Annotated in this window: 17 protein-coding genes and 3 pseudogenes; 8 read left to right on the top strand and 12 right to left on the bottom strand. The window is 66.8% G+C overall.

From position 1 onward, the window contains the following. The first annotated feature begins 124 nt into the window (after positions 1-124). From ISN38_RS07545 to ISN38_RS07535, 3 genes are all read left to right on the top strand, one after another. On the top strand, positions 125-325 hold the full coding sequence (locus ISN38_RS07545) for a hypothetical protein (RefSeq protein WP_003468983.1): 201 nt from the start codon (positions 125-127) through the stop codon (positions 323-325). Then, positions 322-1,134, top strand: a complete 813-nt coding sequence (locus tag ISN38_RS07540; RefSeq protein WP_047324512.1) for an alpha/beta hydrolase — start codon at positions 322-324, stop codon at positions 1,132-1,134. Before ISN38_RS07545 ends, ISN38_RS07540 begins: the two co-directional genes overlap by 4 nt. A gap of 168 nt (positions 1,135-1,302) precedes the next feature. Continuing rightward, on the top strand, positions 1,303-1,734 hold the full coding sequence (locus tag ISN38_RS07535) for a hypothetical protein (RefSeq protein WP_003468992.1): 432 nt from the start codon (positions 1,303-1,305) through the stop codon (positions 1,732-1,734). A gap of 279 nt (positions 1,735-2,013) precedes the next feature. On the opposite strand, the gene ISN38_RS07530 is transcribed toward ISN38_RS07535, so the two are convergent. The 5 genes and pseudogenes from ISN38_RS07530 to ISN38_RS07510 form a co-directional block, all read right to left on the bottom strand. Beyond that, entirely contained in the window at positions 2,014-3,132 is a 1,119-nt protein-coding gene (locus ISN38_RS07530; RefSeq protein WP_230811770.1) for an MBL fold metallo-hydrolase, read from the bottom strand. After that, positions 3,086-3,724: a TetR/AcrR family transcriptional regulator gene (locus ISN38_RS07525; RefSeq protein ID WP_003468997.1), complete on the bottom strand. Its 639-nt coding sequence runs from the start codon at positions 3,722-3,724 to the stop codon at positions 3,086-3,088. Before ISN38_RS07525 ends, ISN38_RS07530 begins: the two co-directional genes overlap by 47 nt. A 13-nt stretch (positions 3,725-3,737) precedes the next feature. Further along, positions 3,738-5,255 carry an FAD-dependent oxidoreductase gene (locus ISN38_RS07520; protein ID WP_003469000.1) on the bottom strand — a complete coding sequence of 506 codons (1,518 nt, stop codon included), beginning with the start codon at positions 5,253-5,255 and terminating at the stop codon, positions 3,738-3,740. A gap of 87 nt (positions 5,256-5,342) precedes the next feature. Continuing rightward, positions 5,343-5,540: a hypothetical protein gene (locus ISN38_RS07515; protein WP_155522293.1), complete on the bottom strand. Its 198-nt coding sequence runs from the start codon at positions 5,538-5,540 to the stop codon at positions 5,343-5,345. Between the two features lie 150 nt (positions 5,541-5,690). Next, positions 5,691-6,059 (bottom strand): annotated as a pseudogene (locus tag ISN38_RS07510) (VOC family protein); the annotation flags it as partial. Between the two features lie 69 nt (positions 6,060-6,128). On the opposite strand from ISN38_RS07510, the gene ISN38_RS07505 reads away from it, so the two are divergent. Continuing rightward, on the top strand, positions 6,129-6,284 hold the full coding sequence (locus tag ISN38_RS07505) for a hypothetical protein (protein ID WP_003478042.1): 156 nt from the start codon (positions 6,129-6,131) through the stop codon (positions 6,282-6,284). 190 nt (positions 6,285-6,474) lie between these two features. Further along, the gene (locus ISN38_RS07500; RefSeq protein ID WP_058363731.1) at positions 6,475-6,945 is read left to right on the top strand and encodes a hypothetical protein; all 471 of its coding nucleotides are present in this window, start codon (positions 6,475-6,477) and stop codon (positions 6,943-6,945) included. A 55-nt stretch (positions 6,946-7,000) separates the two neighbouring features. Here the strand turns inward: ISN38_RS07500 and ISN38_RS07495 are convergent. Continuing rightward, a pseudogene (locus tag ISN38_RS07495) lies at positions 7,001-7,596 on the bottom strand (DUF4440 domain-containing protein). A gap of 593 nt (positions 7,597-8,189) precedes the next feature. Here ISN38_RS07495 and ISN38_RS07490 point away from each other — a divergent pair. Continuing rightward, positions 8,190-8,981 carry a C40 family peptidase gene (locus ISN38_RS07490; protein ID WP_038237925.1) on the top strand — a complete coding sequence of 264 codons (792 nt, stop codon included), beginning with the start codon at positions 8,190-8,192 and terminating at the stop codon, positions 8,979-8,981. A 194-nt stretch (positions 8,982-9,175) separates the two neighbouring features. Next, a pseudogene (locus ISN38_RS07485) lies at positions 9,176-11,335 on the top strand (methyl-accepting chemotaxis protein); the annotation flags it as partial. Between the two features lie 208 nt (positions 11,336-11,543). On the opposite strand, the gene ISN38_RS07480 reads toward ISN38_RS07485, so the two are convergent. Then, entirely contained in the window at positions 11,544-12,269 is a 726-nt protein-coding gene (locus tag ISN38_RS07480; protein ID WP_003469015.1) for an SOS response-associated peptidase, read from the bottom strand. Between the two features lie 218 nt (positions 12,270-12,487). Between ISN38_RS07480 and ISN38_RS07475 the strand changes: the two genes are divergently transcribed. Then, positions 12,488-13,129, top strand: coding sequence for a DUF6766 family protein (locus ISN38_RS07475; RefSeq protein WP_003469017.1), 642 nt, complete (start codon positions 12,488-12,490; stop codon positions 13,127-13,129). A gap of 275 nt (positions 13,130-13,404) precedes the next feature. Here ISN38_RS07475 and ISN38_RS07470 read toward each other — a convergent pair whose 3' ends face one another. The 5 genes from ISN38_RS07470 to ISN38_RS07450 all read right to left on the bottom strand — a co-directional run bounded on the left by ISN38_RS07470 (position 13,405) and on the right by ISN38_RS07450 (position 18,467). Continuing rightward, positions 13,405-14,307: a manganese catalase family protein gene (locus ISN38_RS07470; RefSeq protein WP_047324516.1), complete on the bottom strand. Its 903-nt coding sequence runs from the start codon at positions 14,305-14,307 to the stop codon at positions 13,405-13,407. 125 nt (positions 14,308-14,432) lie between these two features. Continuing rightward, a complete protein-coding gene (locus ISN38_RS07465; RefSeq protein WP_206712133.1) occupies positions 14,433-14,939 on the bottom strand; it encodes a YciE/YciF ferroxidase family protein in 507 nt (168 codons plus the stop codon). A 50-nt stretch (positions 14,940-14,989) separates the two neighbouring features. After that, entirely contained in the window at positions 14,990-15,502 is a 513-nt protein-coding gene (locus ISN38_RS07460) for a ferritin-like domain-containing protein (RefSeq protein ID WP_003478026.1), read from the bottom strand. Positions 15,503-15,884: 382 nt separating this feature from the next. Then, the gene (locus ISN38_RS07455) at positions 15,885-16,751 is read right to left on the bottom strand and encodes an SDR family oxidoreductase (RefSeq protein WP_003469028.1); all 867 of its coding nucleotides are present in this window, start codon (positions 16,749-16,751) and stop codon (positions 15,885-15,887) included. A gap of 114 nt (positions 16,752-16,865) precedes the next feature. Further along, entirely contained in the window at positions 16,866-18,467 is a 1,602-nt protein-coding gene (locus ISN38_RS07450) for a diguanylate cyclase domain-containing protein (protein WP_038237922.1), read from the bottom strand. Between the last annotated feature and the right edge of the window lie 5 nt (positions 18,468-18,472).

Genomic DNA, 18,472 nt, shown 5'->3' with positions numbered 1-18,472 from the left:
GACGTGGAGCCGATCACGGAACCGTATTGGATTGAACTGGCGTTGGCGGTGTAGTTTTGTTACCCAGAAATATCCGCTAACTCACTGATGTAATCGGTGAAATCCGATCTCGAGGCTCGACCTCATGCTCATCCTCAATTCGGACAGCGTTCCCGACTATATGGCGGCAGTGATTCGGGAGATCGAGCCTTGCATCGGCACGTGCACGATCCAGGTCCCGGACACGAGCGACGAGAGCATCTTCCACCAGATCCACGCGTTGAAGAACGCGCATGGCGCCATCAGGCACCATGCTGCCAAGCGACGACCCGGGAGCAACGTGTGAAACCTGGCAACGAAGCGAGAGAGCGATGGCGCCTGGGCGCCGGTGTTCGTACACCCCTTGCGCTGCTGTATCTCCATGGCTTCACGGCAAGCCCCGGGGAGGCCGGCGAGCTGCCCGAGCGGATGGCCGACGCAGTGGGCGCCAACCTCTATGTCCATCGCTGGCCAGGACATGGCGAAGTGGCGGCCGATGCGATGCGTGGGCTGACCGCGGAGCGCCTGGAAGCGTCGGCGATGCAGGCTCTGGACCGCGCTCGCGCGATGGGGGAGGCCGTGGCCATCGTCGGGTCGTCCCTCGGCGCTACCCTCGGCCTCTGGCTCGCCGCCACCCGGCCCGATGACGTGGCCGCGGTCGTGGCTTGGTCGCCTGGCGTGCAGGCCGCCGATCCCGCGCTGCTGGACCAGTTGTGTGCTGGGCACGATCCCTGGAAAGACCCCCGGCCAAGGTCGCAGGCCGTCCTCGCGTACTGGTCCGATACCGTCCATCCGGACGGCTCCCGGGCACTGCGCGAGACATTCAGGAAGAACGCTGTGGCGCCGCCATGGCCCCGGGTGCGCTGCCCTGTGTACCTGGGCTATTACCGGGATCCGGAAGGCGGTGAAGACCAGACGGCCTCCGTGCCTGCGATGTTGGCGATGTTCGATGCGCTCGGGACACCACCGGCCAACCGGCGCGCGCAGGCGTTTGCCGCGGGCGCCCACGCCATCGGCTCACCCCACAAGACGCCGATCGCGGGGGCCGTGGCGGCGGCGTCCGTGGAATTTCTGCAGACCTTCCTGCCGCGCGCGGCTCACGCCAGGGCGGGGTAAGTCGGCAGCAGGAGGTGGCTCACGTTGAGGATGGCGTGGGCGGCGATCGAGAGGCGCCTGAACCTGCCCGCCCTCACGATGAGACGGCGTCGTCATGCGGGCGCCGACGGATCTGTATACCCTCAAGGCACCATGGGATTGCCGTGGCGACTGCGAGGGAGAGGACACATGTCAGAACACGAAGCACAATCGACTGCAGCGCTGGATACCGATGCGCTGCTCGCCGCGGCGCATCATCCCGACTATCTGCTGCAGGATCTGGTGGCGATCGCGAACCTGGGCGTGCAGATCGGGCTGACGCTGACGGTTGGCGGCAGCACCATCTCCGGCATGCTGATCGGCGGCAAGGAGTTCATGCAGCGGTTGACGGAGTCGATCACCGAGGTGGCGCCCGACGAGTTGGTCGAGCCGCTGCAGGAGCGCTTCCAGCCCTACCGCGACATCTACGAGCAGAGCGAGCTGAAGCCGGCGACCTTCGTCCACCTCGCCGATGCGCGGGTCGTGGCCACGGGCGGCGAGTTTCCGGTCAATGGTTGCCTGTGGCGCGGACGGATCAGTCAGGTCTCCGGCTTCAGCATCGGCGTGATGTCCAGCGTCTGATGCGCTCCAGCCGCACGGCATGACCCCGCTTCGGCGGGGTTTTTTTCTGTCGCCCGTGGCCTGCGGGCCACGGTACCGCAGGCGGTAGCGGCGCCATGGACTGCGACGCCAGCGCGTCCGCGGGTGGATCAGTGCAGGCACTGGGCAGGTGGCGATTGCGTGACCAGGGACGAAACGTAGGCGATCCGTACACCGCCACCTGCGGATGCACACCATGGGCATCTTCGACATCGACATCGACGACGACATCGATTGACAGGGAGCGACCGACGCAGCGCGCTATGCCGCAGAATCGTCGAAGTCAAAGACCTGCCCGGGCTCGGCGGCGATGAATCTGGCCGCGGCAATGCCGGCCTGGCGTAGTGCGTCCGATAGCGCCTCGCGCGGCTCTTCGCGGCCCTCGTCGGTGAGTTGGAAGGTGCCCCAGTGGATGCCCAGGGCGTGCCGCGCGCCGGTGTCCTGGAAGATGCGTACGGCTTCGGCGGGGTCGATGTGCTGGGGCGCCATGAACCAGCGCGGCGCGTAGGCGCCGATGGGGATCAACGCGACATCGGGCGCGCCGTACCTGGCGCGAATCTCGCGAAAGATGGCGCCGTCGCCATAGCCGGTGTCCCCTGCGAACCAGACGGAACCGCGCGCCGTCTCGATGAAGAAGCCGGACCACAGCGCCATCCTGCGGTCGCGCACGCCGCGGCTGGACCAGTGGTTGGCGCGGGTGAGGGTCACCGTCGCGGTGGCGCCGATCGGGAGCCGGTCGTGCCAGTCGCCGGTGGCGATGCGCGCATCGGCAACGCTGTTGCGCAGCAGGCGGTCGTTGCCCAGCGGCATCACGAACAGTGGGCGATGCGTTTGATGCAGCTTGCGCAGGGTCGCGATGTCGAAGTGATCGTAGTGGTTGTGGCTCAGCAGGACCGCATCGATCGGCGGCACGTCCGCGAACGCGACGCCGGGTGCCGTGACCCGCTTCGGGCCGGCGATCTGCGAGGGGCTGGCGCGTTGCGACCAGACCGGATCGGTGAGCAGGTTGATGCCGGCCACCTGGATCAGCAACGTGGCATGGCCGACCATGGTGATGTGCAGGCGATCGTGCCGCGGCGCAGGAACGCTGGGGTTCACCGGCACCTGCGCCGGCCAGCGCGCCGTGCCCATGGCGGCTTTCCAGCGCACGAACTTTCCCAGCGAGTTGTCGATGGTCGGTTGGCCGGGATTGAAGAAGCGCACGCCATCGAAGTGATCGCTGACGGGGCCGCTGTAGTAGGGGTTTTTCATCGGAAGTGGGATCGATGCGATGGGAGGACAATGGCGCAGTTGTGCGGCGAGGAAGGGGTGGGCGCGTTCCGGTCTGCGCGCGTCAGGCAGCGGCGCGCGGCGCGATCCCGTGCAGCAGCAGTCGGCCATGCTGTTCGGCCAGTGCCTGCAGGTCCGGCGCATGCGCGCTGTCGCTAGCGAAGACCTGCTGGAACAGCATCGCCATCAGCATCGGGCCCATGATCGACAGCACGTAGAGTTTGGGATCGCCAGCGGGGGCCGTGCCGCGCGCCTGGGCTTTTTCGATGAGGCCGGCGACGGTGGCCATCACCCGGTCGATGGCTTCGGCGTGCCAGATGCGGGCCAGTTCCGGGAACGCGCGGCTCTCGCCGATCACCATGCGCAGGATCGCGGGCAGGCGCTGGTCGCCCATGCGCTCGGCGGCGCGGGTCAGCAGCAGGGGGACGAGTTCGGCGAGCCCGCCGTTGAAGGTGGCGGCGGCTTCCTCGATCGGCGCGAGGTTGGTCAGCAGCGCATGGCGCACGACGGCGGCGAACAGGTCCTGCTTGGTGTCGAAATACAGGTATAGCGTGCCTTTCGCCACGCCCGCGCGCTTCGCCACGTCGGCCAGCTTGGTCTCGGCAAAACCGTTCTCGGCGAATGCATCGAGTGCGGCGCTCAGGATCTCCGCAGGGCGGTCGTCCTTGCGGCGTTTCCATTTGGGTGTGGTCGGTTGCGTCATGCGGTTTCGATGCTCAGTGCTGGGGGTAGCCGCGGGACACACGATACGCATCCAGCGACGCGCGCGACGCATCGGCCGCGGCGCAGGCGACATAGCCGTCGGGACGCACCAGATAGGCCGCGTCCTGCGCGAAGCCGGCAGCGTGATGTCCGGGCTGCCAGGCGAACACGCGCAGGGCGATGTCGCGGGCGTCGCACCAGGCCTGCAGCGCGGGTGGTGCGCTGCCGTAGACGTGCAGCTGCCAGCCGATCTGCGGCAGCGCTGCGTAGTTGTCGGTGTTTTCGGTCCGCACCCACGGCAGGCGATCGCCGCCGGCGACGGCGCCGGCCTTGCCGGCACTCAATGGGCTGTCGCGATAGTGCAGCATCGTCTGCGAGACGGTACGGAACATCAGCTCGCTGACGTTGCGCAGCCGGTAGGCCAGGCTGGCCAGGGTCGGGGCGAGGTAGGTCCTGATGAAACCGGCCACGCTGCCTTCGGCGGTGACCAGGGTGAAGGCGCGGTCGGTGGTGGCGACCAGGGTGCGGGCGAAGGCTTGCCGTTCGGCGGCGTAGCTGTCGAGCACGGTGTCCGCCGCGCGGCCCTTGAGCACGTCGGCGAGTTTCCAGGACAGGTTGATCGCGTCGAGGATGCCGGTGTTCATGCCCTGGCCGCCGACCGGGCTATGCACGTGCGCGGCATCGCCGAGCAGGAAAACGCGCCCGCGGCGGAAGCTGTCGGCGACGCGATGGTGCACGCGGTAGGTCGAGAACCAGTTGACCTGCTCGATGCGCACGCCGAGGTTGCGAATGGCGTCCTGGCTGACGTCGGCGAAAGTCAGGCGCTCTGCACGGTCGGCACGCGCGTCGCGCACGGTGCCGATCAGCCGGTAGTGCCCGCGCTTGCTGTAGGCCAGGACCAGGATGAAGTCGCCGTCGCCCAGCGCGATATGCGCTTCGTCCATCGAGGGCAGGCCGCCGAGTTCGACATCGGCGACGTAGAACACCTGCCTGTAGGTACCGCCTTCGAAGCCGATGCCGAGCTGGTGGCGCACCGGCGAGCGCGCGCCGTCGCAGGCGGCCAGATAGCGGAAATCCGCGGCTTGCTCATGGCCGTCGGGCAGGCGCAGGCGCGCGGCGACGCGATCGCCGCGGTCCTCGAAGCAGAGCAGTTCGGTAGTGCGCTCGACAACGACGCCCAACGCTTGGAGTTCGGCGATCAACAGGCGCTCATGCTGGTCCTGCGGATACACCAGCACGAACGGGTAGGGCGAGAGGCCCACCGCCGAATCCTGCAGCGCGATCCGTGCGCGGCGTTTGCCGCGCGCCCACAGGTTCATCGCCGGAGTGCGATGGCCGGCGGCGACGACCGCGTCCGCGATGCCCACCTGACGGTACAACTCAAGGGTGCGCGCCTGCACCGCCATGGCACGCGAGGTTTCGCCGGGGCCGGCGCGCTTGTCGATGAGGTGCACGCGCACGCCCTGCCGGGTCAGCCACAAGGCCAGAGTGAGCCCGGTGGGACCGGCGCCCACGATCAGCACGTCGGCCATGGCATGCTCCCTCGATATAAATGACCACTGGGTCATTTATTGCGCGCCGAGACCTGGCTGTCAAGCGACAGCCGCTGGGTGGACGTATCAGGTCTTGCAAAAAGCGACGCAAAACGGGTCGCTTGTGCCGATGCGGCGATTACCTCTTTCAATGGCCGCAAAAAATGCGGCGATTGTGCTTGCGGGAAATGGCCTCGCCTGCTCGATGGCTTCGAGGGCAAAGCTGACCACCGGCAAATGGGTCGCTTTGGCCGCCTGCTCCAGCGACACTGCATTGCACGACATCGCGGAACTGGTTCAGCGCGGCGTGCTGCGCAGGTTCGAGGCCGGAGGCCGTAGTACCCGCGATGAGATCGTTGCGGGGAATGGTTGAGTTTGCGCGTGCGTGAAGTGTCGTTTGTAGCGGCGAAGCGGATTGCTGGACATCGCCATGCTTCAACCGCGCCGCGCGGCCTCGATCGCGGCGATGTCGATCTTGACCATGCCCATCATCGCTTCGAGCGCATGCTTGGCCAGCGCCGGCTCGGGATCGGTGATCGCTTCGGTCAGCGCGCGTGAGGTGATCTGCCACGACACTCCCCACTTGTCCTTGCACTAGCCGCAGGCGCTTTCCTGGCCGCCGTTGCCGACGATTGCGTTCCACAGACGGTCGGCTTCGGCCTGGTCGTCGGTGGCCGCCTGGAACGAGAACGCCTGGCTGTGCAGGAACGCAGGGCCGGCGTTGAGGCCGAAGCAAGGGATGCCGAGCGCGCTGAACTCGACCGTCAGCACATCGCCCTGCTTGCCGTGCGGATTGTCGCCAGGCACGCGCTAGGCGCTCCCTTCACCTCGCATGTGGTGTCTTGGTGGCCGCACACACGTAGGGAATGTCATATGGACACCACATTGATGCCTTGGGTCGCCGGGCTGTTCATCCTGCTCATCGGCTCGGCCCTGTACCTGGTGACCCGGGCGAAGAAGAACCGTGACCGTCCGGCCAAGGATGCGGCGGCGACGAAGGGAGAGGCCGATTCGTCGGTGAACAAGTAGTGCAGGCACGGCCGCCAGCTCCTGACGGCTGTATGGCCGGCCGGGTCCGCGCCCCGCTCGGGCGGGTTTCCAGGATCGAACCGGCTGCTGGACGCGGCCTGTGGATCAATATGTAGACGGAGGCGTTCGCGTGCTGCGGCGCAAGCCGTGCTAACAGACAAGCCTGCGCGGCGCCGATAGCGTGGCGCGCATGGCCCGAGCGAACCGTCAGCCACCGCAACCACCTGCGCAGAAATGGTGGCAGACGCTGTCGTTCAAGCGCGCCGCCGCCGAGGTGTCGGCGGTGCTGGTGCTGGTCGGCGGGACTTACGGCTTCGTGCAGTACATGGAGGTCAAGCCGCTGGAGCGGCGTTTGGCCGAAGCGCAGGCGGCCGCGTGCAAGCCTGCGCCCAGTTCGCCCTCGAGCGAGTTCAGCCTATTGCCCGGCGACAGCCGCGTCCTGTGGGATGGCGCGCTGACGGTGGCCAATGCGAAGCGCGGCGCGGACGGCACGAAGACGCGGTTGCAGGTGACGCCACGCGAGGGGGCGTCGGTCGAGCGGTCGGGACTGTCGCCAGGCGACAGTTTCGAGGTGCCGGTTGCCGGGCAGGGTACTTATCAGATCTACCTGAAACGCAGCACGGCCGACTTCATCGAAGTGTCGGTGCTGCATCGGCCGTGACCGCACGACGCCAGGTCGCTGCACGCAGCGGCCTCGCAGTGTCGCCGTTGCTGCTTCACCGCGCGGTTGCGGTCTCGACGATGGCGCCGTTCTCGTACACGCTCAGCTGGCGCACGCTTGCGTGCGTTGCCTGCGCGAACACGAAGCGCAGGTCGCGTTCTTCGGCGAAGAAGCGTGTCTGCGATTCGGCGCGCAGGGTGGCGACCAACGCGCCGGCAGTGAGCTTCAGATGGTCGCCTTCCACTGCCACGCGGATGTCGCCGACCTTCTTGCCGAGATAGGTGCCGGCGTAACCGGCCAGGATGTCGGCCGCCAATGTCAGCTGCGTGGCGGGCGCCACGTACGCCGCCGCGCCGTGCACATCGCTGTAGATGCGGCGCATGCGCCAGTGGCCATCGACCGCCTGCCAGAGATTGGTGAACCTGGCCTGGCCGTCCAGGGATTCGGGCTTGCCGTCGCGCTGCACGTAGAAGCGATGCGTGCCCGACAGCAGCGCGAAGCCGCCGGCCAGCGGATGGAACTGCAGGCTGGCGGCGACCGCTTCGCGGCGCAGGGGCCGTTGCGCAAGGAGTGCAGCACCGCTGGTTTGGAGGCGGTCAGTCCGGTCTTGTCGTGATAGAACTCCACGTCGTCGGTGAGCAGCTCGCCCATCGCGTGCATGTCGCAGGCGTTGTAGGCCTGCCAGTAGCGCGCATCTGCAGCGCGTACCGCCGCGTCGTCGTCGGCTGCAGCGACGGCGCCGCTCGCACCCAGCAGCGCGAATAGCACGAGGTGGCGAAGGCGCATGGCGGACGCCTGCAGCGGGGCCACGATTGCAGCGCATTGGCGCGCGTGCGGCGCGTGCATCAAGTCATGTGCACGAATGGGCCGGTGAGGTCGCTGCATGGCATCGCGCCAGGCATGCGCGCACGCATGCAGGATGCGTGTGCGAGGCGATCGTCGCGTCGAGGTGCGGCTGCTGGTTGGGTGGGACGACGGACGGCGCCGCGTTCAAGCCCTGTCCCGCCGGGAGAGGGTCTGGGGAGAGGGTCCGGCGCGAAGCGTCTCGCGGGGTTTGGGTGCACGAGGCTGCGCCCGTCGCCTCATCCGGCGCCACGCGCCACCTTCGCCCGGTGCGAGAAGGGAACACAGGGAGCCGCTGGTGCCAGCCGGGCAGCGCTCAAGAATTCCCCGGCAGCGCCGCCATCATGGAGACGCGACGTCGCTTTCGCCGCCCGGATCGGTCCATTCATGAGGTCATGCGCATGTTGTCCTTGCCACGCCTGCTGGGTCGCCACCTGGCCAAGTTCCTGTCCAAGCCGCGCCGGCACCGTTCGGAACTGCCGACCAGTCCGCCGCAGTTGCTGCAGGCGACCTTGCGCAAGGGCGATGTACTGCTGGTCGAAGGCAATAGCCGCTTCTCCACCGCGATCAAATACCTGAGCCAGTCCACCTGGTCGCACGCGGCGCTCTACATCGGCGATCACCTGGGAACGGCAGCCGACGCAGATGCGCCGACGTTCTGCGACGTGGACATCAACGTCGGCGTGCGCTTGGTCGGGCTGAGCGACTTCTCCGGCCTGCATACGCGCATCTGCCGCCCGGTGGGACTGGGCGCCGACGAGATCGACGCGGTGGTCGACTACATGGTCAGCCGCGTCGGCAACAGCTACGACCTGAAGAACATCTTCGACCTGGCGCGCTACCTGATCCGCACGCCACCTCTACCGTCGTCGGTGAAGCGCCGCTTCCTGGAACTGGGCAGCGGCGAGCCAACCAAGGCGATCTGCTCGACGCTGCTGGCGCAGGCCTTCGGCTCGATCCGCTATCCGATCCTGCCGGACATCGGCAGTGTGCCGGCACCCGACGCGCAGGATGCGGAGATCCTGCACAACCGCCATCACAGCCTGTACCTGCCGCGCGACTTCGACGTGTCGCCTTATTTCAACGTGGTGAAGCCGCGCCTGCAGTTCGGTTTCGATTTCCATCGCCTGCTCTGGCATGGCGATGCTGGCGTAGACGTGGCGCAGCGCCAGCGCGTCGCATCGGTTGCCTGAAAGCCATTGCAGCGCTGCGCCACTTTAACCTGAATGTGGCGTGTCACTGTCGTTACCGCAACTCAAAGCACATATTCGGTCACGAATTTTTGTTTTTTCCGGCACCGCCAGCCGTTAAGTTTCAAACAACTGTGGCCGATATCAACAGACATACCTCGATATCGCCCAGGATCGCCATGAGTCCCGTTCTTTTCCTGCGTCGCCGCATCGCCAACTTGCCGATGACGCGCAAGTTCGTCGTGCTGTGCACCCTGCTCGCCATCGGCGTGATCCTGCTCGCGGTCGCCGCTGCGCGCCTGCAGTATCTGGACCTGGTGGATGCGCGCAAGCAGACCGTGAAGACCCAGGTCGACATGGGCATGAGCGTGTTGCAGCACTACGCCGACCAGGCCAAGCGCGGCGAGATCACCGAGGCGCAGGCCAAGCAGGCGGCGAAGGCCGCGCTGGCCGACATGAAGACCAACGGCGGCGTCGATTATTTCTTCATCGTCGACCCGCAGATGCGCATCCTCATGCATCCCAAGCGCAAGGTCGGCACCGACATGACCGACTACAAGAGCGATGCCGGCGAATACGTGTACCGCGACATCCGCACCGCAGTGACCAGCGGCGACGGCTTCAGCTACTACACCTCGCCCAAGCCGGGCAAGAAGGAACAGCTGCCGAAGATCAGCTACGCCAAGCTGTACCCGCAGTGGAACTGGGTGCTGGTGATGGGCGTGTACGCCGAGGACATCCAGGTCGAGGCGCTGGGCTTCACCAAGATACTTACCATCATCGGCGCGGCCCTGGTCGGCATGGTCGTCGGCCTGTGCTGGCTGATCGCCAGCGCCATCGTCACCCCGCTGCGCGCGGCCACGCGCACCGCGGAGGCCATCGCCTCGGGCCGTTTCGACAATACGATCAAGGTGGAGTCGCGCGACGAGACCGGGCAGCTGATGACCAGCATGCAGCAGATGCAGACCCAGCTGCAGCGCTTCAACGGCGAGATGCAGACGCTGGTGCAGCTGCAGCAGGGCGACGACATCAGCCACCGCATGCCGGAGGATTTCCCCGGCGATTACGGCACCCTGGCGCGCGGCATGAACACCGCGCTGTTCGAACACCTGGATGCGATCATCGAGGCGATGGCGATCATGGGCGAGTACGGCCGCGGCGATCTGCGCCGTGACATGCGCCGCCTGCCGGGCCAGCGCGCCGCGCTGCACGAGGCGCTGGATGCGGTGAAGCGCAATCTGTCGGCGATCAACGGCGACATCGCGCGCCTGGCCGATGCGGCAGCGCGCGGCGATTTCTCCGCGCGCGGCGACGAAGCGCGCTACCAGTTCGCGTTCAAGGAAATGGTGGAAGCGTTGAACCGGCTGATGCGGCAGGCCGAAAGCGGCCTGGCCGATGTGGGCCGGATCATGGGCGCGATCGCCGACGGCGATCTGTCGCAGCGCGTGGAGGTGCGCTACGAGGGCGCGTTCGGGCAGCTGGCCGATGCCGCCAACCGCACCGCCGAACAGCTGACCACCATCGTGCAAGGCATCCAGCGCTCGGTCGAGTCGATCAACACCGCGGCCGGCGAAATCGCCAGCGGCAATAGCGATCTGTCGGTGCGCACCGAGCAGCAGGCGGCGAGCCTGGAAGAGACCGCCGCGTCGATGGAAGAGCTGACCTCCACGGTCAAGCAGAACGCCGACAGCGCGCGCCAGGCCAACCAGCTGGTGCTGGGCGCCGGCGAGGTGGCCGAAAGCGGCGGCCGCGTGGTCGAGGACGTGGTCACCACGATGGCCTCGATCAGCGCCGCCTCCACGCGCATCGCCGACATCATCGGCGTGATCGACGGCATCGCGTTCCAGACCAACATCCTGGCATTGAACGCGGCGGTGGAAGCGGCGCGTGCCGGCGAGCAGGGCCGCGGCTTCGCCGTGGTCGCCTCGGAAGTGCGCTCGCTGGCGCAGCGTTCTGCGGCGGCGGCCAAGGAGATCAAGACCCTGATCTCCGACTCGGTGCAGGAAGTGCAGCAGGGCTCGACCCTGGTCGCACGCGCCGGCACCACCATGGCCGAGGTGGTGACCTCGGTGAAGCGGGTCACCGACATCATGGCCGAGATCTCCGCGGCCAGCGCCGAGCAGAGTTCGGGCATCGAGCAGGTCAGCAAGACGGTGATGCAGCTGGACGAGGCCACGCAGCAGAACGCGGCCTTGGTGGAGGAAGCCACCGCGGCGGCGAAGAGCATGGAAGACCAGGCGTCGGACCTGACCCGCGCGGTGGCGGTGTTCCGTCTCGCCGGCGCTGCCCAGCCGCTCGCTGCGGCCGTGTCCCGGCCGCTGGCGGCGGCGCCGCCGGTCCGCCCGGCGCTGGCCGCGCGCGCCGATCAAGCAAGCGTCCGCACCGGCGCCGCGTCCGCTGGCACGGAGCAAGCCCCGCGGTGCGCTGGTGGAAAGCCCGGAGTGGGAAGAGTTCTGAGCCTGCGCCACGGCGACACCCGAGAAACTGCCTGCTGACGACGCCGATGCGGCAACGCATCGGCGTTTTCGTTGCGGCGCGCGGCGACCGCTGCGGCCTGCGTGCGGATCACGCCCTGCCGTCGTCCTCGTCTTCTTCCGCATCGGCGCCATCGTCTGGCCATGCGGCAGCGCTGTCGACCGGTTCCAGCAAGGTGTAGTCGTTGCGTTCGCGCCGCCGATACGCCGATGACACCGGATAGGCGGTCAGCGTCGGTTGCGGCGCCCGTACCAGGAACGCGGTGGGGAACAGGCGCGGTCCGCGCAACCAGCTGCGCCAGCGGTTACCGCTCAGGAAGATCGGGCCGTCCGCGGTCAGCGGCGCGGGAATCGCGGGATTGGCGTGGGTCAGCACACTGAAGCTGAGCAAGGCCGGCTCGCCGCGCTCCCAGCGTTCCCACAGTCCGGCCGCCAGCAACACCTCGCCCTGCGCATGGTGGATGTAGTAAGGCTGCGCCGGCTTGCGGCTGCGGTCCCACTTGTAATAGCCGGACAGCGGGATCAGACAGTGCTGGCTCTTCCATGGTGCGGCGAAGATGCGGCTGCGTGCGGCGCGTTCCAGCCGTGCGGTGACGGTCGTATAGGGCGTGTCCGGCGTCTTCGACCAGCGCGGTACGATGCCCCATCGCAGGCGCTGCACCCGGGCCACGCCGTCGTGGCACACGATCGCGGTGGCGAGGTCGCCCTTGCCGAGGTTGTAGTGGTCCGGGTACGCCGCAAGCGCTGCACGCAGCGGCGGATCCAGCTGCGTGGGCAGGGCATCCTCGATGCCGAAGGCCTGTACGAAACGTCTCATCGGTCGCTCGCGTTGCGTAGTTGCAGCTTAGGGCGCACGGCCGGCAAGCGCGGGTGAAGAAGTGGGGCGCACGCCGCGATATCTGCGCACGTGCTTGGCGACTGCATGGTCGCGGCAGGCGCGTTCTTCATCCGTTCTTCCCGCGCGCGCTCGCATATTTTTTGCCCCATATCTGCGATCGCGCAACCGTGCGCAGCGCTGGAAGGAGGTAACCGCCCATGTTCTGGAAACGCAATGGCCTGTCGCTGGTGCTGTTGGGCCTGACCTTGCTGTTCATGGCCTGCCAGGCGCTGAGCGGCCACCTCGCCTACAACGACGAACTGCGCCAACAGGGGGTGGCGCCGCTGACGTTCTGGGACTACCTGCACAGCGGCCATTTCGTCGGCGCGCTGTTCGAGAACTGGGAAAGCGAATTCCTGCAGATGGGCATGTATGTGGTGCTGACGGTGAAGCTGCGGCAATGGGGCTCGGCCGAATCGCGGCCGCTGCCGCCCGAACAGGAAGACGGCAGTGTCGCGCCCGGCACGCCGCCATGGCCGGTGCGTGCCGGCGGTCTGTGGTTGTGGCTGTACGAACGCTCGCTGGCCCTGGCGTTCGGGCTGCTGTTCCTGACCAGCTTCGTGCTGCATGCGCTGGGCAGTTGGCGGCACGAACTGGCCGAGCGGGCGATGCAGCGGCTGCCGGCGATTTCGCTTTTCGAGCATGTGACCGGCGCGCAGTTCTGGTTCGAGTCGATGCAGAACTGGCAGAGCGAGTTCCTGGCCGTGTTCGCGCTGGTGGTGCTGAGCATCTGGCTGCGGCAAAAGGATTCGCCGCAATCCAAATCCGTGCATGCGCCGCACGCGCAGACCGGCGATTGAGCGGGCATCGCTGCGGGGCCTGCTGCGTTGCGAGGCGACGGCGGATTTTGTGCTGCTGGAGCGCACCACGCGCGCATAGCCGACTTGAGCGAGTTGGCGTATCGAATCGGAAACAGCCTCGATTCCGATGATGTCGGATGTTATAGGAGCGACTTCAGTCGCGACCGGGCGCTGTCGAAAGTGCCTGTCGCGACTGAAGTCGCTCCTACAAATGCGCACGTCGCAGGCTTGCCCCGTCTACCGCGGCGAAGGACACATTGCCGCGGAGCGCGCGATCACAGCCTGATGTCGCCCTTGGTCGAGCCCGCACCCGGACCGGCGCCCAGGTCGGCGCCGGTGGTCGGATCGCTGTCCTGCTGCGACACGGTGCGTGCCGCCAACGCCTGCAGCGCGCTTTCCTCGGCCGGACTGAGGCCCACGCTCGGCACGCCGCTGCCGCCGTCCACGGCCGCCTGGCGGTTGCGGTCGGACACCTTCTGCCACTGGCTGCCGCTGTTCCACGGGCCATTGATGTCGCCGTCGCCCTGCGACATGTCGTAGAACGTGTCGGTGAACATCGGTTCGCCCGGCAGCTTGCCCGGCGGGAAGTTCGGCTCGATCGCGTACAGCGCCTTCTCGAACGACTTCTGGTGCGCCAACTCGCGGGTCATCAGAAACTTCAAGGCATCGACGATGCCCGGATCGTCGGTGACGTTGATCAGGCGCTCGTAGACGATCTTGGCGCGTGCCTCGGCCGCGATGTTGGAGCGCAGGTCGGCTGTGGGTTCGCCGATGGAATCCACATAGGCCGCGCTCCACGGCACGCCGCTGGAATTCACCAGGGCCGGGCCGCCGCCGTACAGGATCTGCTGGGTCTGGCTGGTGTTGTTGTTTCTGGTCAGGTTGCGCATCTGCTCGGCCTCGACCATGCCCTCGGACAGCACCGCCTTGGGGCCCTGGTTGAGCATGGCGATGATCGACCCGATGATTTCGAGATGGCTCAACTCTTCGGTGGCGATGTCGTACAGAAGGTCCTTGCGGCCGGGATCGACTTCGCCAATGGCCTGGGTGAAATAGCGCATGGCCGCGGCCAGTTCGCCTTGCGGGCCGCCGAACTGCTCCAGCATCAGCGAGGCCAGCGCCGGATCAGGCTGCGCCACGCGCACCGTGTACATCAGTCGCTTGTTGTGCATGAACATCGAACGTCTCCTGGAGTGCCGCCCACGGCAAAGCCGCGACGACCGACGATCGGGCGTCGTGGCCAAAGTGGGCGCGTCTGGGATTAAAAGCCGCGGCGCCGACGATCGGCCCCGCGGTCGTGCGGTCAGGCCGCCTTGCGCTTCTGCGCGGCGTCCTGGTTGCCGCCATGTTCGGCGAGCATGGTCAGTTTCTCGTCGGTGGACTTTTCTTCTTCCAGAGTTTCCAGCAGCAGCTTGAGCGCGTCGGTCTTGCCCAACTGCTTGGCCATCGCGGCGAGCGTGCCGTAGGATGCGATCTCGTAGTGCTCCACTTTCTGCGCGCCGCCGATCAGCGCGGCATCGCGCACCGGGCCGGCTTCGATCGATTCGATCACCTCCTTGCCTTCTTCCACCAGGCCTTCCATGGCCGCGCATTTGATGCGCTTCAGGCGCAGCTCGAGTTTTTCCACGATCTGGTCGATGCGCTCGATCTGGCCCTGGGTTTCCTCCAGATGCGTCTCGAACGCCGCGCGCAGCGCCGGATTGGTGGATGCGCGCGCAAGCTTCGGCAATGCCTTGGACAATTGCTTTTCCGCGCTGTAGATATCGGACAGTTCGTGCAGGAACAGGTCGTCGATGGTCTTGATGGCCATGTCGATGGATCTCCGTGATTGGGATGGTTGGTGCGGGGAAGTGCGCGGACTCAACGCTTGGCCGTCTGGGCGTCGGTGCGTTCGCGTTCCAGGAATGCAAGGACCGTCGCTTCCTGGTGTTCGATCAGCCACTCGGCCATTGCGATTTCCTGGTCGAGGATGGCGCTGCAGATCTCGGCGATCTGCGGCTGATCGGCTTGCTTGGCGGCGATCACCAGCGCGCGGTAGCTGGCGACTTCCAGGTGTTCGAATGCGTAGCTGATGCCGAGGCTCTTGGCCACTTCGTCGCTCATCATCGAATTGCCGGCCGCGTGAACCGTCGCCATCACGCTGGCGAGCGCACCCTTGATGGCGGGCGTGGTACCGCCGAGCAGGTCGATGCAGCGTTTGACCTGCTCGGACTGGCCCTTGGTTTCGGTGATGTGTTGCTCGATGCGCGCCTTCAGTTGCGGATAGTGCTCCAGGCGTCCGGCAGTGGCTGTCAGCATCGTGTTCGCTTCTTGCTCCATCGCGTAGGCGTCCTGCAGCCATTTCAACAGGCGCTCGGTATTGCTTCGGGTCATGAACATTGCTCCAACGTGTAGGTCGATGACGTGTGCGGGAAGTCTTCCCTTGTGCGAACCAAGCTAGACCTCCGCGCGTTAGTGACGATTCAATGCATGGTGAACGCAGCGCGAGAGCGGCATCCACGCCGCGATGAAGACACTGAATGCGATGGGTGCGTCGCGCTGCCCGCTGTCGGCGTCGGCCATTCCTGCGCGCGCAACAGACCTGCGCACGATCGGCCAAGAATTGGGTGTGCCGGCATACGCGCTGGCGCTGGACGAGCGCTTGCGTGAGAAGGAGTTCGGCATTCTCGACCGCTGCACCGGGCGCGGCCACCGCCGCGCCGCAAGTAGTTCCGCTTGGTTTTACCGAGTCCCGGGTCCCGGGTCCGAAATAGACCTACAGCGTCGCCGCACCGCCGGCGATGGTGAGCAAGGCCCCGGAGGTATAGCTGGACGTATCGGCCGCGAGCAGCACATAGGCCGAGGCCAGTTCCGCCGGCTGCCCGGGGCGGCCGAACGGGGTCTGCGTGCCGAATTCCTTCACCGAGTCTTCGTCCATGCCGGCAGGGATGAACGGCGTCCAGATCGGGCCGGGCAGTACCGCGTTGACCCGGATCTTCTTGTCCGCGAGCAATCCGGCCAGACCGATGGTCATGTTCGCCACTGCGCCCTTGGTGGTGGAGTACGGCAGGATGTTGGGCGTCGGCTTCTTGGAATTGACCGAGGCGGTATTGATGATCGAACTGCCCTCGGGCATGTGCGGTACCGCCAGCTGCACCAGGTGGAAAACCGCATGCACGTTGGTGGCGAAGGTCTTTTCCCACTCGTCCAGGGTGATCGCGTCGAAGCTGTGGAAATAGCGTTGGTAGGCGGCGTTGTTGACCAGCACGTCGAGTCCGCCGAAGGCGCCGCTCACGGTTTCGATCAAGGCCTGCGCCTGCGCGCGGTCGCTGATGTCGCAGGGCTGCAGCAGCACGCGCACCCCGGCGGTTTCGAGCAGCTGGCCGATGCGCGCGGCGTCGTGCTGCTCGCTGGGCAGGTGGGCGATGGCGACATCGGCGCCTTCGCGCGCATAGGCGATCGCCACCGCGGCACCGATGCCGCTGTCGCCGCCGGTGATCAGCGTGCGCTTGCCTTGCAGCAGGCCATGGCCGACGTAGCTGTCCTCGCCGTGGTCCGGTCTCGGATCCATCTTGTCGGTCAGCCCGGGGAACGACTGCTGCTGCGGTTTGAAGGGCGGGTAGGGATAATTCGGAACCGGCATGGCGATGTCCTGCTTCGGGGGAAGCATCACCTTGCGCAGGTGCGGGTAAAGAATCGGCCAAGATCGCGTCGTCGCCGTGTGTGCGGCGGCGGGAGCGCGTGTCGCCGCGGGCCTCTACAGCGGCAGCGACACGCGGAACGTGCTGCCGCCGTCCACGCCGGCGCTACTGGCGACCACCAGGCCGCCGTGCGCCGTCACGATCTCGCGGACCACGGTCAGGCCGATGCCCATGCCGGCGCTGTCGAAACCGACCGCGTGCATGTCCTGCACGAACGGTTCGAAGACCAGCGGCAAGGCCTGCGCGGAGATGCCGATGCCGGTGTCGGAGACGACCAGCAGCGCCTGGTCCGCGACCTGTCGTAGGTCCAGCGCCAAGTGGCCGTGTTCAGAAGTGTATTTGGAGGCATTATCGAGCAGATTGCGCACCACCTGCGACAGGCGCACGCGGTCGCCTTGCATCATCAGCGCGTGCTCGGGGATGGTCAACGCCAGGGTCTGCAGACGCGCGTCGATCGCCGGGCGGCAGGCATCGACCGCGCCCTGGACGATCTCGCACAGGTCCATCGCCTGCAGGACCAGGCGCAGCTTGCCGGTGTGGAGCCGCGACAGGTCGAGCAGGTCGCCGATCAGGCGGGTCATGTGTACGACCTCGTGCTCGATGATCCGCTGCATGCGCAGCAGATCGTCGGGCGGCAAGGTGGCCAGCATCGATCCGGCGGCGCGGATCGGCGTCAGCGGGTTGCGCAACTCGTGCGCCACGAAGGCCAGGAACTCGCTCTGCCGCTGGTAGGCCTTCTCCGCGCCGGCGTGCAGCTCCTGCGCGCTCAAGGCCGCCAGCACCAGGCGCTCGTTGGCCTGGCGCAACTGCGCGTGCTGCTCGCTCGCATCTGCATCCGATGCCGCCCTTGCGCCGAGCGCGCGTGCGTTTGCGCCCAGGGCGTTGCGATGCGCGTGCAGGTCGGCGACCAGGCGTGGATCGTAGAACTCGAAGCGCGTGGTCGACAGGCGCTTGGCGCAATACATGGCATCGTCGGCATGCGCTAGCAGGGCCTCGGCGCTGTCGGCATGCTCCGGATACAGGCTGATGCCGATGCTCACGCCGAGCCGCAGCGTGTCTTCACCGGCGATCGCGGGCCGTTCGAAGGCTTCGATCAGCGCCGTGGCGGTCGCCGCGGCATAGGCGTCGCTGCTCAATCCGGTCAGCACCGCCACGAATTCGTCGCCGCCGTAACGCGCCACGGTGACGTTCGCATCGACGATCTCGCCGATGCGTTCGGCCGTCAGGCGCAGGAAGCGGTCGCCGGTGGCGTGTCCGAGCAGATCGTTGACCTGCTTGAACTCGTTGAGATCCAGGAACAGCACGGCGATGCGGTGCTGTTGCGCGTGCGCAGTGGTGATCGCCAGGTTGAGCCGTTCGAACAGCAGTTCGCGGTTCGGCAGGCCGGTCAACGGGTCGCGCTTGGCCTGGCGGTTGGCATCGTCCAGCGCCAGTTGGTAGGTGACCACCTGCGCCTGGGCGCGCAGCGTGGACAGCACCAGGCGTTCGTTGGCGGTCTGAAGATCGGTCGCAAGTCCGAGCGGCGCTTGGTCCTTCAGTGCGCTCAGTTCCGCCTGCAACCGGTCCAGTTCCAGTCGCGCGAGCAGCGACTGGCGGCGCAGCTGCGACAGTTCGAGCCGGGCCGCGTCGATGGCGGGCTGTTCGGGGGGCATGTGCATGCTGG

This window comes from Xanthomonas translucens pv. undulosa (assembly GCF_017301775.1).
Classification (GTDB): Bacteria; Pseudomonadota; Gammaproteobacteria; order Xanthomonadales; family Xanthomonadaceae; genus Xanthomonas_A; species Xanthomonas_A translucens.
Note: the sequence above shows the minus strand (reverse complement) of the source record. Positions and strands in the feature narration are given on the sequence as shown.

Coding starts and splice junctions, on each gene's coding strand:
- ISN38_RS07545 (WP_003468983.1), top strand. CDS start 125: ATGCTCATCCTCAATTCGGACAGCGTTCCCGACTATATGGCGGCAGTG.
- ISN38_RS07535 (WP_003468992.1), top strand. CDS start 1,303: ATGTCAGAACACGAAGCACAATCGACTGCAGCGCTGGATACCGATGCG.
- ISN38_RS07530 (WP_230811770.1), bottom strand. CDS start 3,132: ATGGCCGACTGCTGCTGCACGGGATCGCGCCGCGCGCCGCTGCCTGAC.
- ISN38_RS07525 (WP_003468997.1), bottom strand. CDS start 3,724: ATGACGCAACCGACCACACCCAAATGGAAACGCCGCAAGGACGACCGC.
- ISN38_RS07520 (WP_003469000.1), bottom strand. CDS start 5,255: ATGGCCGACGTGCTGATCGTGGGCGCCGGTCCCACCGGGCTCACTCTG.
- ISN38_RS07515 (WP_155522293.1), bottom strand. CDS start 5,540: ATGTCGTGCAATGCAGTGTCGCTGGAGCAGGCGGCCAAAGCGACCCAT.
- ISN38_RS07505 (WP_003478042.1), top strand. CDS start 6,129: ATGGACACCACATTGATGCCTTGGGTCGCCGGGCTGTTCATCCTGCTC.
- ISN38_RS07500 (WP_058363731.1), top strand. CDS start 6,475: ATGGCCCGAGCGAACCGTCAGCCACCGCAACCACCTGCGCAGAAATGG.
- ISN38_RS07490 (WP_038237925.1), top strand. CDS start 8,190: ATGTTGTCCTTGCCACGCCTGCTGGGTCGCCACCTGGCCAAGTTCCTG.
- ISN38_RS07480 (WP_003469015.1), bottom strand. CDS start 12,269: ATGAGACGTTTCGTACAGGCCTTCGGCATCGAGGATGCCCTGCCCACG.
- ISN38_RS07475 (WP_003469017.1), top strand. CDS start 12,488: ATGTTCTGGAAACGCAATGGCCTGTCGCTGGTGCTGTTGGGCCTGACC.
- ISN38_RS07470 (WP_047324516.1), bottom strand. CDS start 14,307: ATGTTCATGCACAACAAGCGACTGATGTACACGGTGCGCGTGGCGCAG.
- ISN38_RS07465 (WP_206712133.1), bottom strand. CDS start 14,939: ATGGCCATCAAGACCATCGACGACCTGTTCCTGCACGAACTGTCCGAT.
- ISN38_RS07460 (WP_003478026.1), bottom strand. CDS start 15,502: ATGACCCGAAGCAATACCGAGCGCCTGTTGAAATGGCTGCAGGACGCC.
- ISN38_RS07455 (WP_003469028.1), bottom strand. CDS start 16,751: ATGCCGGTTCCGAATTATCCCTACCCGCCCTTCAAACCGCAGCAGCAG.
- ISN38_RS07450 (WP_038237922.1), bottom strand. CDS start 18,467: ATGCACATGCCCCCCGAACAGCCCGCCATCGACGCGGCCCGGCTCGAA.